Genomic DNA, 12,875 nt, shown 5'->3' with positions numbered 1-12,875 from the left:
TCCCACAGTTGACCTGCAGTGGACGCGATCATTGTGGGAGCGGGCTTGCTCGCGAAAGCGGTATCACTGACAACTAATAACTTCAGCCAGGCTCAACGCTTATTGAGACCCCGCGCCAACCGATCCCCGCCCAACTGAATCACCGCCACCAACACCACCAGCAACACAATCACCGTCAACATGATCTGGCTATCAAACCGCTGATACCCGTACCGGTAGGCGATGTCCCCCAGTCCACCCGCACCAATCGCCCCGGCCATGGCCGACGAGTTGATCATCGTCACCAACGTAATCGTAAAACCCCCGACAATCCCCGGCAGCGCCTCGGGCAACAACACATGCCAAACGATATGCCAGCGCCGGCAACCCATCGCCTGCGCCGCTTCGATCAACCCGTGGTCCACCTCCCGCAAACTGACTTCGGCTATACGCGCAAAGAACGGCGTGGCGGCGATGGTCAGCGGCACCACGGCGGCCCAAACGCCGTACGTGGTGCCGACGATCAACCGGGTAAACGGAATCAGCGCCACCATCAAAATCAGAAACGGAATCGAGCGGAACAGGTTCACGAATGCGCCCAACGCGCGGTTCAGCGTTGGCGCTTCATAGATTCCGCCCTTGGAACTGGTGACCAGGATTACCGCCAGCGGAATACCTGCCAGCAGCGCGATCAATGACGACACGCCGACCATCAGGAAGGTGTCGATGAAGCCTTGCAGCAAGCGATCAAACCACATAACCCAGCACCTCCACCTGTTGCGCCCAGTTGCCGGCGCGTTGACGCAATTCCTCTGCGCCGAGGGACGAACCGGTCACCGCCAGCAGCAATTGCCCGAGGGCATGGCCCTGAATCCGTTCCACGCCACCTTGCAGCAAGCGCACGCGACCGCCGAGGGCACTGAACAAGGCGGCCAGGTCGGGCTCGTCGCTGGCGCTGCCGGTGAACTGCAAACGCAGCACAACAGCGGCGTCCGAGGACTGTGGATGTGCCTGCAAGCGGCTTTGCAGTTCTTGCGGCAAACCGTGTTGCAACGGCGCCAGCAAGGTTTTGCTGACCTCGTGCTGCGGGTTGCCGAAGACTTCCCAGACCGGCCCTTGTTCGACGATTCGCCCGTGTTCCAGCACCACGACTCGGTCGCAGATATCGCGGATTACCGCCATCTCGTGGGTGATCAGCACGATGGTCAGGCCCAGGCGCTGATTGATCTCGCGTAGCAGGCCGAGGATTGATTGGGTGGTTTCCGGGTCCAGTGCCGAAGTGGCTTCGTCGCACAGCAGAATCGCCGGGTCATGCACCAAGGCGCGGGCGATGCCGACGCGTTGTTTCTGTCCACCGGAAAGCTGCGCCGGGTAGGCCTTGTGTTTCTCTTGCAGGCCTACCAGTTCCAGCAATTGGCGGACTTTCTGCTCGCGTTTTTCCTTCGGCACACCGGCGACTTTCAGCGGCAATTCGACGTTCTGCCAAACCGTCTTGGCCGACATCAGGTTGAAGTGCTGGAAGATCATGCCGATGCGCCGACGCAGCGCCACCAGGCGGTCTTCATCGAACTCGCCGATATCGACCTGATCGATCAGCACGCGGCCCGTGCTCGGTTGTTCCAGGCGGTTGATGGTGCGGATCAGCGACGACTTGCCGGCGCCGCTGCGACCGATGATGCCGAACACCTCGCCGCGTTGAATCGCCAGGTCGATACCGTGCAGCGCGGCGACCGGACCTTGCTGACCGTTGTAGGTTTTGCCCAGGCCAATGAAGCGCACGTGAGCACGGTTCAGGTTCGGGTGCAGTTCCGTTTGTTCAGCGTTTTTGAGCTCTGGAATCTCCAGTCGCAGTTGCGTGGCTGCCATCATATTCAGCTTTCCCAACCGGCTTGGTAGAGCTTGCCGTGGGCTTTATCCAGCGCTGCACGAACGGCCGGCGAATGCTGGTAAATGTCGACGAATTTGATCAGGCGCGGGTCGGTTTTGCTTTTCGGCTGGATCACGAACTGAATCACGTATTCCTTGTGATCCAGGCCGTCGAACAGCAGGGCGGAGCCGGCATCGAAGGTCTTCGACAAGCGGATGTAGGCCGGGTAGCCCTGGACCAGATCGGCGTCGTCATAGGCGCGTACCAGTTGCACGGCTTCGACCTGCAGGATTTTGATCTTTTTCGGATTGGCGATGATGTCTTCTTCGGTGGCCTTGTAGCCGACACCCGGTTTGAGCGTGATTAGCCCGGCCTTGGCCAGCAGTTGCAAGCCACGACCGCTGTTGATCGGGTCGTTGGCGATCGCCACGCTGGCGCCTTCCGGCAGTTCGTCGAAGCTTTTGTATTGCTTCGAGTAGAGGCCGACGTTGTTGATGATTCCCGGTGCGAACGGCACCAGGTCAAAACCGGCGGCGGCCTTGGCGTTTTCCAGGAACGGGACGTGCTGGAAGTAGTTCACGTCGATGTCGCCGGCAGCGAGGCTGACGTTGGGCGCGATCCAGTCGCTGAACTCCACCAGGTCGACTTGCAGGCCTTGTTTCCTGGCTTCTTCGACGGCGGCTTCCAGGGGAATGGCGAAAGCGGCGGTGGTGCCGACTTTCAGCGGCGCGTCGGCGGCGAAGGTGAGGGAGCTGAAAAGGCCGAGGGCCAGGGCCAGTGCTTTGACTGGGTGGGAGAGGCAGGTCTTTTTCATGATGGGTTTTCCAGTCAGTGCATAGTTGTGTGGTGTTGGGTCGGGCCTCTTCGCGAGCAAGTCGAATCGTCGCACCGCCGCTCCCACAGTGTTTTCGGGTGTTCACACAATCCCTGTGGGAGCGGCGGTGCGACGATTCGACTTGCTCGCGAAGCTTTTAGCGGCGGTAGGCCGAGCCCGTGTGTTGCTCAGGCAAATGCGCCCCTTCGTGAAACAGTTTTTCCCGCAGGCTGCCGCTGTCGTAAGCGGTCTTGTACGACCCGCGCCGTTGCAACTGCGGAATCACCAGGTCGATGAAATCCACATAGCTCTCGGGCGTGACTATTCGCGTCAGGTTGAAGCCATCCAGCCCGGTCTCGGCGATCCACGATTCCAGCTCATCCGCCACCTGCTCAGGCGAGCCCACCACGGTGATGTAGCGACCACCGAGGGCGTGTTGCTCGAGTAATTTGCGGCGAGTCCAGTCGTTGTTTTGCAGGTTCTTGGTGGCGGACTGGATCGCGTTGCTCTTCACGTACTGGATCGGTTCATCGATGTCGTACTCGGAAAAATCGATCCCGGTGGACGCCGAGAAATGCGCCACGCCGGCCTCGGCGCTGGCGTAGCTCAAGTACTCGGCGTGCTTGGCCCAGGCCAGCGCTTCGGTGGCGCCGACTATCACGTTCAGCCCCATGAACACCTTGATGTCCTCGGGGTTGCGCCCGGCCTCGACGGCACTGGCGCGCACCTTGTCCACTTGAACCTTGGTCGACGGTTTGTTTTGGCCGCTGATGAACACGCACTCGGCATGTCGCCCGGCGAACAGCAAACCGCGATCCGAACTGCCGGCCTGGAACAGTACCGGTGTGCGTTGCGGCGAGGGTTCGCAGAGGTGATAACCCTCGACCTGATAGAACTCGCCTTTGTGCTCGACCTTGTGCACTTTCTCCGGTTGGGCGTAGATCCGCTGCTGCGGATCGTTAAGCACCGCGCCGTTTTCCCAGCTGCCTTCCCAGAGTTTGTAGAGCACTTGCAGGTATTCGTCGGCCTGGTCGTAACGACGGTCGTGTTCGACCTGTTCGCTTAGCCCCATGGCCTTGGCGGCGCTGTCGAGGTAGCCGGTGACGATGTTCCAGCCGACCCGACCACGGCTCAGGTGATCGAGCGTGGACATGCGTCGGGCGAACAGATACGGCGGTTCGTACGTCAGGTTGGCGGTGAGGCCGAAGCCAAGGTTTTTGGTGACCGCGGCCATGGCCGAAACCAGCAGTAGCGGGTCGTTGACCGGAAGTTGGATTGATTCTTTGAGCGGTACATCCACCGAGTTTTGATAGACGTCATAAACCCCGACGATGTCAGCGATGAACAAACCGTCAAACAGTCCACGCTCCAGCAATTGCGCCAGTTCGGTCCAGTATTCGATGGTTTTGTAATGAGTGGAGGTGTCCCGAGGATGCGTCCACAGACCATGGTTGATGTGCCCGATGCAGTTCATGTTGAACGCATTGAGCAGGATCTTCTTCTTGGCAGCGGCCATCAGATGGTCCCCCGCAGTGGCGGGTTTTCATCGTTGAGGTAGTAATTGCCGACCGCGTGATACTTCCAGCGCACCGGGTCGTGCAGCGTGTGTACCCGGGCGTTGCGCCAGTGGCGATCCAGGCCGTGTTCAATCAAGGTTGCCTGGCTGCCAGCCAGTTCAAACAGCGTGCTGCCCGCGGCGAGGGAAATCTCGGTGCTGATGGCGCGGGTTTCGGCGACGGCAATTGACGCGGCGGCGACGGTCTCGGCGTTGGTGTCGGCCTGAGCCTTGTCGAGGAATTCGCCGGAGCGTTCCAGCAAGGCTTCGGCGGCGTGCAGACGAATGCTCAAGTGGCCGAAGCTCTTGATGGTCAGCGGGTCCTCGGTGGCTTTGTCGTTCCCGGAATCGATCCACGGCCGGGTCTTGGTGCGCACGAAATGCAGCGCATCTTCATAGGCGGCGCGGGCGATACCGGTGTCGATGGCTGCGTGAAGGATCTGCGCCAACGGGCCGACGGTGGTCGGGCGCTCGAATGCACTTTGAAACGGGATCACGTCTTCGGCGGCGACGTAGACATCTTCAAACACCACCGAACCGCTGCCGGTGGTGCGCTGGCCGAAGCCGCTCCAGTCGTCGATTACCGTCAGACCCTTGGCATGACGAGGGACGAAAGCGAGTTGCTGAACACCGTTTTCGTCCACGACTGACGTCGGGATGCGCTGGGCATAAATCGCGCCCGTGGCGTAAAACTTGCGGCCGTTGATGCGATAGCCGTCACCTTCTCCATGCCGATCAGGGGCCAGGCTGGTGACGCGGTCATGGGCGGTTTTGGTGCCCAGTTCCGCGAGAGCATTGCCGAAGCGCTGGCCGGCCAATACTTCTGCGTAAAGGCGTTTTTTCTGCTCATCGCTGCCGTTCACCCGCAGCACTTCGAGCGCGTAGAAATGGTTCTGCGGGATCTGGCCCAGGGAGCCGTCAGCCTGGGCGATCAGCGCAATCACTTTGGCCAGGGTGACGTTGGAAACACCGGCGCCGCCGTATTCTTTTGGCACGCTGATGCCCCAAAGACCCGAGCGGGAAAACACTTCCAGTTCCGGGTGTGGCAAACGGCGTTCGCGGTCGCGCAGGGCGCTGTCGCGTTTGAAATCTTCGGCCAGGTCACTGGCGACGATCAGGGCTTGCTCATCGCTGGTGATGACCGCGACGTGGTGAGAAATGGTCATGTGTTTCTCCAGAGATCTGGTCAAAAGTGTTCTGGTCGTTAGATCCAGGAGTGCCGTGCGGGCAGCGTGCCGTTCAGGTGATAGGTGCCGACGGCGTGATATTTCCAGCGCACCGGGTCGTGCAGCGTGTGCACGCGGGCGTTGCGCCAGTGGCGGTCGAGGTTGAATTCGGCGAGGGTGGCGCGGCTGCCGGCCAGTTCGAAAAGCTTTTCGCTGGCCAGCAGCGAGATCTCGGTGGTCAGCACTTTGGCTTCGGCCACGGCAATCGAGGCGCGGGCGGCGGACTCGGCGGTGAGCGGCGCGGTATTGACCTGATCGAGCACTTGCCCGGCCTTGCGCAACAGCGCTTCGGCGGCGTGCAGTTCGATTTTCAGTTTGCCGATGTCGGCGATCACATAAAGGTCGTCGCTGGCCCGTTCGACCTTGGCGTCGATCCACGGCCGTGCACGGGTTTTCACGAATTCGATGGCGTCGTCGATGGCGCCCCGGGCGATGCCGGCGTCAATGGCGGCTTGAATCAGCTGCGACACGGCACCTTGTATGTTCGGGCTGTCGTTGATCTTCCAGTTATCCACCACCAGCTCGGCGTCGACCTGCACGTTGTTGAGCAAAATGGTGCCGCTGGCGGTGGTGCGTTGGCCGAAGCCCGACCAGTCATCCACGATGCGCAGGCCAGGAGTGCCGCGACGAACGAAGGCCAGCACTTGCTTGCCATCGTCGTTCAGCGCCTTGACGGCGACCCAGTGGGCGAACAGGGCGCCGGTGGAATAGAACTTCTGCCCGTTGAGGACAAAGCCGTCGCCGCTGGCGGTGATTCGCGCCTTGAGTTCAAGGGTGTTTTTGGTGCCGCGTTCTGGTCCCGCGTTACCGATCCGCCAGCCGTCGAGCACGCTTTTGAACAGCTGTTTTTTCTGCGATTCAGTGGCGCTGCCGAGCACCAGATTGAGAATGCCGAACTGGTTTTGCGGGATCTGTCCCAATGCCGGGTCGGCCGCGGAAATGATCGCGAAGACTTCGGCAAGGGTGACGAACGAAACCTGCGGGCCACCGTACTCACGCGGGATAGAAATGCTGCCCAGGCCGCTGCGGGTGAACTGTTCGATTTCCGACCACGGCAGCTTGCGCTGCTGGTCGCGTTTGGCTGCTTGCAGGCGGGCGACTTGCGCCAGCTCATGGGCGGCCTTGATGGCTTGTGCGTCGTTACGCAAGACCTGCGCGGGCAACAACAACGGGGCGACGTCCAGATCACTCTGGACGATTGCTTCTGCCAGACTGGACATCAGTGCCGCTCCTTGGCTGCACGCAATGCCCTGGCGATCTGCACTGGGGTGATTGTGTTCCGGACCATACCTACCTCACATCTCATGGAAACGTCGCGAGGGTTGCGACGAACGAAAACAAGAATGTCCGGTGGTCCGGTGCATATACCCTAAGCGTGTATAAAAAATTAATAAACTAACTTTTAGGAATATGCATAGAAGGCGGTGCCACAGATTCATGTAGCAGCAGGCTTCGCCAGCTGCTACATGGGATCTCAGTGTTTGCGGGGTTCGGCGGCCATGAGCATTTCTTTCGGCCGGGCCTTCAAATAGGGATTGGCGCAACCGATCTTCAGCCTGCGCGGTGGTGCCCAGCGGGAGTTGTTACCCACCCGGTCGAGGATGCAGTAAGTCACTTCCAGCCGCAGGTCTTCGCCGGCTTCGAGAATGATCGCCGGCGGCACCCAGACCTGGATCGGCTGGCCGACATCGCCGGCCTTGAGTCGTGGCAGATCCATGCGCACATCGCCCCAGCGCAAGGTGATTTCGTCGTCGGCGGCCATGTTCAGGTAAGGCTCGATGGTCAACGGAACACCGCGCTTGATCTGGTTCGGATTGACGCCCTGACGGCGAATGGTCTCGGGAATGTTCACGGGCTCCAGACTCTGGTTTTCATCGCCGGACAGCGCCGACGGTTGGCCGCCGGGGCAGTCGAGTTTGATTTGCACCCGTCTGGTGGCCGAAAGGGTTGGCCCTTGCCCGATCTGCATGATCCGGTAGTGAACGTGCGAGGTGCCATTGGCGATAAAGCTCTCGGGCACACGCAGTTGGACCGGTTGGCCGACATCGTCAGCCGTCAGCACTCTGGAGGCCACGTAGCAGTTATCCCAGAACAGTTCGATCAGGTCGCCTTCGTCCATGCCGGAGTAGGGCGCCACATCGATCAGCAGGTGCGCCGCCGAGGTGATGTTGATGCAGGTCTTGTGAGATTGCGCCAGGGTCGGGGCCGCAAGTTCGGGTTTGTTCGAAGTGCTTGTCATGGGGTTTCTCCTTGAAGCCTTGCAGCGAAAGTCCGTTTCTGAAAGTTCGAAAGGCGTGAATTACCGAGCAACAAAACTGTTCACTGTGTGTGAAATTAAAGAGTGAATGAGTGCGAGGTTAAATGCCTGTTGGAGACTAGATAAGAGTGCGCTTGGATAGGTGTCAATAGTGTTTGTTAGTTAAGTATTGGATCTAGTGTTATTCAGAAAAATCCTACGCGGTGGAGTTAATAAGCTGCACCGCGCTGTCGAACTTGACCTTGTTTTATGGGCTTTTAGTGTGTTGCTTACGGCGAAGGCCGGTGCGGTGAGGGCGTTGGGTTTGGCGAATTTTAGGCGAGGTTATTCTGTTGCAGGACATATATATGTACCGCATACCGCTATAAAAAATTATCTATTGTTCGGGTGGGTGAATAAGCCAGGAGAATATATCGAGAGATTTTGTTAGTGGGGGAGTTGTCACTTCCATCCGTGGAAGTTAACAAGTAGTGAGGCGATGTTTCAGTGCTGAGCGTTATTCAGGAACTTGCTCAAAAACTGCTTCGTCCGCTCTTCTTTCGGATTGGCAAACAAGGCCTTGGCTTCGCCTTGTTCGACGATCACACCTTTGTCGAAAAATACCACGCGGTTCGCCACGTCCCGGGCAAAGCCCATTTCGTGGGTGACGATGACCATGGTGCGCCGCTCTTCGGCGAGGCTACGGATGGTCGCCAGCACTTCACCTACCAGCTCCGGGTCGAGGGCTGAGGTCGGCTCATCGAACAGAATCACTTCCGGCTCCATCGCCAGCGCGCGGGCAATCGCCACACGCTGTTGCTGGCCACCGGAAAGGCGTCGCGGGTACGCGTCTTCCTTGCCCGCCAGGCCGACCCTGGCCATCAGCTTTTTACCCAGGGCAACGGCTTCGGCGTGCGGGATCTTCTTTACGATGATCGGGCCTTCGATGACGTTTTCCAGGGCGGTGCGATGAGGGAACAGGTTGAAGTTCTGGAACACGAAACCCACGTGCTGGCGCAAGCGTCGCACCAGGCCTTGCTGCTGGTTCAGCGGACGGCTGCCATCGATTTCGATGTCACCGACCTTGATCCGGCCGCTGGTGGGTTCTTCAAGGAAATTCAGGCAGCGCAGGAACGTGGTTTTTCCCGAGCCGCTGGGCCCGATGATCGCCACCACCTCACCTTCCTTCACTTGCAGATCGATGCCGTTGAGCACCACTTGACCCTTGAACTGCTTTGTCAGTTTTTCCACGACAATCATTGGGTCAGGACTCCAGATCGTGCCGATTGACCCGTGCTTCCAACTGATTCTGCAGGTGCGAAAGCACCGTGGCCAGAACCCAGTAGATCAGCGCGGCGGCAAGGTACATGGTGAAAATTTCAAAGGTACGGGCGGTAATCAGCTGCGCCTGACGGAACAGTTCCGGCACCTGAATAGTGGCTGCCAGCGCGGTGTCCTTCACAAGCGAAATGAAGCTGTTGCCCAATGGTGGCAGGGCTGTGCGCATCGCTTGCGGCAGGATGGCCCGGCGTAGCGTCTGCGCGCGGGTCATGCCGATACTCGCGGCGGCTTCCCACTGGCCGCGCTCGATAGAGCTGATCGCGGCGCGGAGGATTTCGCAGGCATAGGCCGCCATGTTCAGCGAGAAGCCGATCAGGGCCGCCGGCAGCGGATCAAGTTCGATGCCCAATTGCGGCAAGCCGTAATAGATCACGAACAGTTGCACCAGCAACGGCGTGCCGCGAAAGAACGACACGTAGATGCGGGCGATCCAGCTCACCAGTTTGAAGCGCGACAGGCGCATCAACGCCAGGCCGAAGCCCATCACCAGGCCGAAGAACATCCCGCCCAGGCTCAAGATCACTGTGTAGTACGCGCCCTTCAACAGGAAGGGCGCGGAATCCAGCGCGAGTTGGAAAGCTTCTTCCATTATTTAGTGACGTCAGCGCTGAAGTATTTTTCCGAAAGCTTTTTCAGCGTACCGTCGGCACGCAGCTTGTCGATGGCTTTGTTCACCGCGGCCAGCAGCTCTGGCTCGCCTTTGCGCAGGGCGATACCGGCTTCCTGGCGGGAGAACGCTTCGCCGGCGGCGGCAGTGTCCTTGGCCTTCTTGGCGTATTCCAGTGCGGCGAGGCGGTCGATCAGAATGGCGTCGATGCGGCCAACGCGCAGATCCTGGAACTTGGTCGGGTCATCTTCGTAGGTGCGGATGTCAGCCTTAGGCACATTCTCTTTCACCCATTGCTCGTAGTTGGTGCCCAGGCCTACGCCTACTTTCTTGCCGGCCAGATCGGCAGCGGTCTTGATGGTGTCTTTGTTCTTGGTCAGGGTCAGCGCCTGAATCCCGGAAACGGTGTACGGCTCGGAGAAGTCATACTTTTTCTTGCGCTCTTCGGAGATGGTCACCTGGTTGATCACGGCGTCCAGACGCTTGGATTCCAGGGCTGCAAGGATGCCGTCCCATTTGGTCGGCTGCAGTTTGACCTTCACGCCCAGCTCTTTGGCCAGGGCTTCGGAAAACTCGACTTCGAAGCCCGTCAGCTTGCCGTCGGCGTCGACGAAACTAAACGGTGGGTAAGTGCCTTCCAGACCCACGTTGATCACGCCAGCGTCTTTGATTTTTTGCAGCTGCTCACCGGCAACCGCTTGCCCCAGCAGACCGGCGCTCAGCGCCAGGCCCAGCGAACCAACCAGCAGGTTTCGACGTAATGCGGAAAAATTCATGACAAGCCCCTGTGTTTTCTTATGAAGACGCTTTTAGGAATGTTGGCAAATTCGGGATTTGAACGACTGCAATATCCTGCCCTAAAGCATCGTATGCGTCTCGCTGCAAATTCGCCTGCGGCGTGACTATATGATGGCGCCTTTAGATTTGAAAATAATGAATAATCAATTTGTTATTCTATATTGGAATATGCAGTTGACGCGAACCATTGTGGCGAGGGGGCTTGCCCCCGTTGGGGTGCGCAGCAGCCCATTGTGTCTGACAGTCATACCGAGTCAGCAGACATTACGACTGCTTCGCAACCGAACGGGGGCAAGCCCCCTCGCCACAGGACTGCCGCCTACAGAAAGTCTTTGTAGGCGAACAGTGCTGGCGCCCCGCCGGTGTGCAGGAAGATGATCGGGCCGTCATTGAAGCGCTGGCGGCCGATGCCATCGAGCAAACCCGCCATGGCCTTGCCGGTATAAACCGGGTCCAGCAGCAAACCTTCCTGACTCGCCACCAGCTTCACGGCGGCCAACGTCCCGGCATTCGGTTCACCGTAGCGCGGGCCGAAATATTCGTCCCACAACTCGACCTTGAAACTCGCTGGCAGGCTCACGCCCAGCAACTCGGCAGTGCGTTCGGCGAGGCCCTGGACTTTCGGGCGCTGGTCTTCGTCGCTACGAGAAACCGTGACACCAATCACTGGCAAATCCGGCAGTGCTTCACTCAACGCCAACGCCAGACCGCTATGGGTCCCGGCACTCCCCGAAGCCAGAACCACGGCCGCGAATGTCAGCCCGGTGTCCTTGATCTGCTCGGCCAGTTCCAGCCCGGCGCGCACATAACCCAAAGCGCCCAATGCGTTGGAGCCACCAATCGGCACCAGATACGGCTTCTTGCCGTTGTTGCGCAGGCGATCAGCCAGGGCCTGCAGTTGTTCGTCAGCGTTGTCGAGGTTTTCCACCAGCTCGACCTTGGCGTCGAACAGGTCCAGCAGCAGCCGATTGCCGTTACCGACATAGTTAGCGTCGTCGGTGCCGAGAGTGTTTTCCAGCAGGGCCACGCAGCCCAGGCCAAGCTTGGCCGCAATGGCGGCGGTCTGGCGCACGTGGTTGGACTGAAGCGCGCCAGCGGTGATCAACGTATCGGCGCCTTGTGCCAGTGCATCGGCCGCCAGGTATTCAAGTTTGCGCAGCTTGTTGCCGCCCATCGCCAGCGGCGTCAGGTCATCACGCTTGACGTACACATCGCGGCCCAACCAGGCCGACAGACGTTCGAGTTTTTCCAGGGCAGTAGGATGACCGAGCAGGTCGAGACGGTTAAAGCGGGCAAGCTGTTGTTTGATCATGGGGTCCGTACTGGCGGAGGGAGATGACAGGACTATAGGCACGCCTATTTAGCGGGGCAACTGCCAATCGGCCTTATGCCAAAAAGTGCTGAGCACAGCACAATCGGTTCTTAATTCGGCTTCCAGACCATGCCGTAAAGTAATCGCGGTTAACGCGGCCAGACAGTCCGGCCGCCCGTGAGGAGTTTTTACCGTGAGCGAGCGTTCCAGTCATTGGCAACTGCAGACCATCGTCAGCCAACTGCGCACGGCGCGTGACCAGTGGCGGCTACAAAATGGCCGCGCCAGCACCGAACAGGGCGGTCGCGAGTTGCCTTCCCGAGCGGCCATGGCAGAGATTCTCGAAGCCCTTTGCGGCGCGTTGTTCCCGATGCGCCTGGGACCGGTGGATTTGCGCGAGGAAAGTGAAGACTTCTACGTCGGTCACACGCTGGACGTTGCGTTGAACGCGTTGCTGGCTCAGGCGCGACTCGAACTGCGCTACGCCGCTCGCCACAGTGCCCAGGCCGACACTGGGGTCGAGGCCAAGACGATTCAGATCATTCAGGACTTCGCCCTCGCATTGCCGGGGCTGCGCAGTCTGCTCGACACCGACGTGCTGGCGGCCTATCACGGCGATCCGGCGGCTCGCAGCGTCGATGAAGTGTTGTTGTGCTATCCGGGGATTCTGGCGGTGATTCATCATCGCCTGGCCCATCATTTGTACCGCGCCGGATTGCCGCTGCTGGCACGTATCAGCGCGGAAATCGCCCACTCGGCCACCGGCATCGACATTCACCCTGGCGCGCAGATTGGTCGCAGCTTCTTCATCGATCACGGGACGGGTGTGGTGATCGGCGAGACCGCCATCATCGGCGAGCGTGTGCGGATTTATCAGGCCGTGACGTTGGGCGCCAAGCGCTTCCCGGCGGATGAAGACGGTCAGTTGCAGAAGGGGCAGCCGCGACATCCGATTGTCGAGGATGACGTGGTGATCTATGCCGGTGCGACGATTCTGGGGCGGATCACCATCGGCAAGGGCTCGACCATTGGCGGCAATGTCTGGCTGACCCGCAGCGTGCCGGCGGGGAGCAACCTGACTCAGGCGAATCTGCAGCATGATGACGGGACGCAGAAGTAAGCCTGTGAAAATGTTCGCTG

At 59.6% G+C, this 12,875-nt stretch carries 12 protein-coding genes; 1 reads left to right on the top strand and 11 read right to left on the bottom strand.

The annotated features are described in order from the left end of the window. Positions 1–92: 92 nt before the first annotated feature. The 11 genes from DFS28_RS09390 to DFS28_RS09335 form a co-directional block, all read right to left on the bottom strand. A complete protein-coding gene (locus DFS28_RS09390) occupies positions 93–737 on the bottom strand; it encodes a methionine ABC transporter permease (protein ID WP_111449497.1) in 645 nt (214 codons plus the stop codon). Further along, positions 727–1,848, bottom strand: coding sequence for a methionine ABC transporter ATP-binding protein (locus DFS28_RS09385; protein ID WP_111449496.1), 1,122 nt, complete (start codon positions 1,846–1,848; stop codon positions 727–729). Before DFS28_RS09385 ends, DFS28_RS09390 begins: the two co-directional genes overlap by 11 nt. A gap of 2 nt (positions 1,849–1,850) precedes the next feature. Next, complete coding sequence (locus tag DFS28_RS09380; RefSeq protein ID WP_111449495.1) at positions 1,851–2,660, bottom strand: MetQ/NlpA family ABC transporter substrate-binding protein; 810 nt, start codon at positions 2,658–2,660, stop codon at positions 1,851–1,853. Positions 2,661–2,817: 157 nt separating this feature from the next. Continuing rightward, the gene (locus DFS28_RS09375) at positions 2,818–4,176 is read right to left on the bottom strand and encodes an LLM class flavin-dependent oxidoreductase (RefSeq protein WP_111449494.1); all 1,359 of its coding nucleotides are present in this window, start codon (positions 4,174–4,176) and stop codon (positions 2,818–2,820) included. Continuing rightward, complete coding sequence (locus tag DFS28_RS09370) at positions 4,176–5,381, bottom strand: SfnB family sulfur acquisition oxidoreductase (RefSeq protein ID WP_111449493.1); 1,206 nt, start codon at positions 5,379–5,381, stop codon at positions 4,176–4,178. The genes DFS28_RS09375 and DFS28_RS09370 overlap by 1 nt, the downstream gene beginning before the upstream one ends. Before the next feature lie 38 nt (positions 5,382–5,419). Then, entirely contained in the window at positions 5,420–6,661 is a 1,242-nt protein-coding gene (locus DFS28_RS09365; RefSeq protein WP_111449492.1) for an SfnB family sulfur acquisition oxidoreductase, read from the bottom strand. 254 nt (positions 6,662–6,915) lie between these two features. Continuing rightward, the gene (locus DFS28_RS09360) at positions 6,916–7,680 is read right to left on the bottom strand and encodes a hypothetical protein (protein WP_111449491.1); all 765 of its coding nucleotides are present in this window, start codon (positions 7,678–7,680) and stop codon (positions 6,916–6,918) included. A gap of 501 nt (positions 7,681–8,181) precedes the next feature. Then, a complete protein-coding gene (gene tcyN / locus DFS28_RS09355) occupies positions 8,182–8,937 on the bottom strand; it encodes an L-cystine ABC transporter ATP-binding protein TcyN (RefSeq protein ID WP_008148274.1) in 756 nt (251 codons plus the stop codon). Positions 8,938–8,941: 4 nt separating this feature from the next. Then, positions 8,942–9,607: a cystine ABC transporter permease gene (tcyL, locus tag DFS28_RS09350; RefSeq protein WP_008148276.1), complete on the bottom strand. Its 666-nt coding sequence runs from the start codon at positions 9,605–9,607 to the stop codon at positions 8,942–8,944. Next, on the bottom strand, positions 9,607–10,401 hold the full coding sequence (tcyJ, locus tag DFS28_RS09345; RefSeq protein WP_008148278.1) for a cystine ABC transporter substrate-binding protein: 795 nt from the start codon (positions 10,399–10,401) through the stop codon (positions 9,607–9,609). Before tcyJ ends, tcyL begins: the two co-directional genes overlap by 1 nt. A gap of 341 nt (positions 10,402–10,742) precedes the next feature. Then, positions 10,743–11,735 carry a D-cysteine desulfhydrase gene (locus tag DFS28_RS09335; RefSeq protein WP_111449489.1) on the bottom strand — a complete coding sequence of 331 codons (993 nt, stop codon included), beginning with the start codon at positions 11,733–11,735 and terminating at the stop codon, positions 10,743–10,745. Between the two features lie 193 nt (positions 11,736–11,928). On the opposite strand from DFS28_RS09335, the gene epsC reads away from it, so the two are divergent. Continuing rightward, positions 11,929–12,855 carry a serine O-acetyltransferase EpsC gene (gene epsC, locus DFS28_RS09330; protein WP_111449488.1) on the top strand — a complete coding sequence of 309 codons (927 nt, stop codon included), beginning with the start codon at positions 11,929–11,931 and terminating at the stop codon, positions 12,853–12,855. Positions 12,856–12,875 lie beyond the last annotated feature (20 nt).

This window comes from Pseudomonas sp. 478 (assembly GCF_003254125.1).
Classification (GTDB): Bacteria; Pseudomonadota; Gammaproteobacteria; order Pseudomonadales; family Pseudomonadaceae; genus Aquipseudomonas.
The sequence above is the reverse complement of the archived record's forward strand: the minus strand, read 5'-3'. Positions and strand labels throughout refer to the sequence as shown.

What these genes read in the sequence shown, in the direction of transcription:
- DFS28_RS09390 (WP_111449497.1), bottom strand. Translation starts at nt 737, where the DNA reads ATGTGGTTTGATCGCTTGCTGCAAGGCTTCATCGACACCTTCCTGATG.
- DFS28_RS09375 (WP_111449494.1), bottom strand. Translation starts at nt 4,176, where the DNA reads ATGGCCGCTGCCAAGAAGAAGATCCTGCTCAATGCGTTCAACATGAAC.
- DFS28_RS09335 (WP_111449489.1), bottom strand. Translation starts at nt 11,735, where the DNA reads ATGATCAAACAACAGCTTGCCCGCTTTAACCGTCTCGACCTGCTCGGT.
- DFS28_RS09365 (WP_111449492.1), bottom strand. Translation starts at nt 6,661, where the DNA reads ATGTCCAGTCTGGCAGAAGCAATCGTCCAGAGTGATCTGGACGTCGCC.
- tcyL (WP_008148276.1), bottom strand. Translation starts at nt 9,607, where the DNA reads ATGGAAGAAGCTTTCCAACTCGCGCTGGATTCCGCGCCCTTCCTGTTG.
- DFS28_RS09385 (WP_111449496.1), bottom strand. Translation starts at nt 1,848, where the DNA reads ATGATGGCAGCCACGCAACTGCGACTGGAGATTCCAGAGCTCAAAAAC.
- DFS28_RS09380 (WP_111449495.1), bottom strand. Translation starts at nt 2,660, where the DNA reads ATGAAAAAGACCTGCCTCTCCCACCCAGTCAAAGCACTGGCCCTGGCC.
- tcyN (WP_008148274.1), bottom strand. Translation starts at nt 8,937, where the DNA reads ATGATTGTCGTGGAAAAACTGACAAAGCAGTTCAAGGGTCAAGTGGTG.
- DFS28_RS09360 (WP_111449491.1), bottom strand. Translation starts at nt 7,680, where the DNA reads ATGACAAGCACTTCGAACAAACCCGAACTTGCGGCCCCGACCCTGGCG.
- tcyJ (WP_008148278.1), bottom strand. Translation starts at nt 10,401, where the DNA reads ATGAATTTTTCCGCATTACGTCGAAACCTGCTGGTTGGTTCGCTGGGC.
- DFS28_RS09370 (WP_111449493.1), bottom strand. Translation starts at nt 5,381, where the DNA reads ATGACCATTTCTCACCACGTCGCGGTCATCACCAGCGATGAGCAAGCC.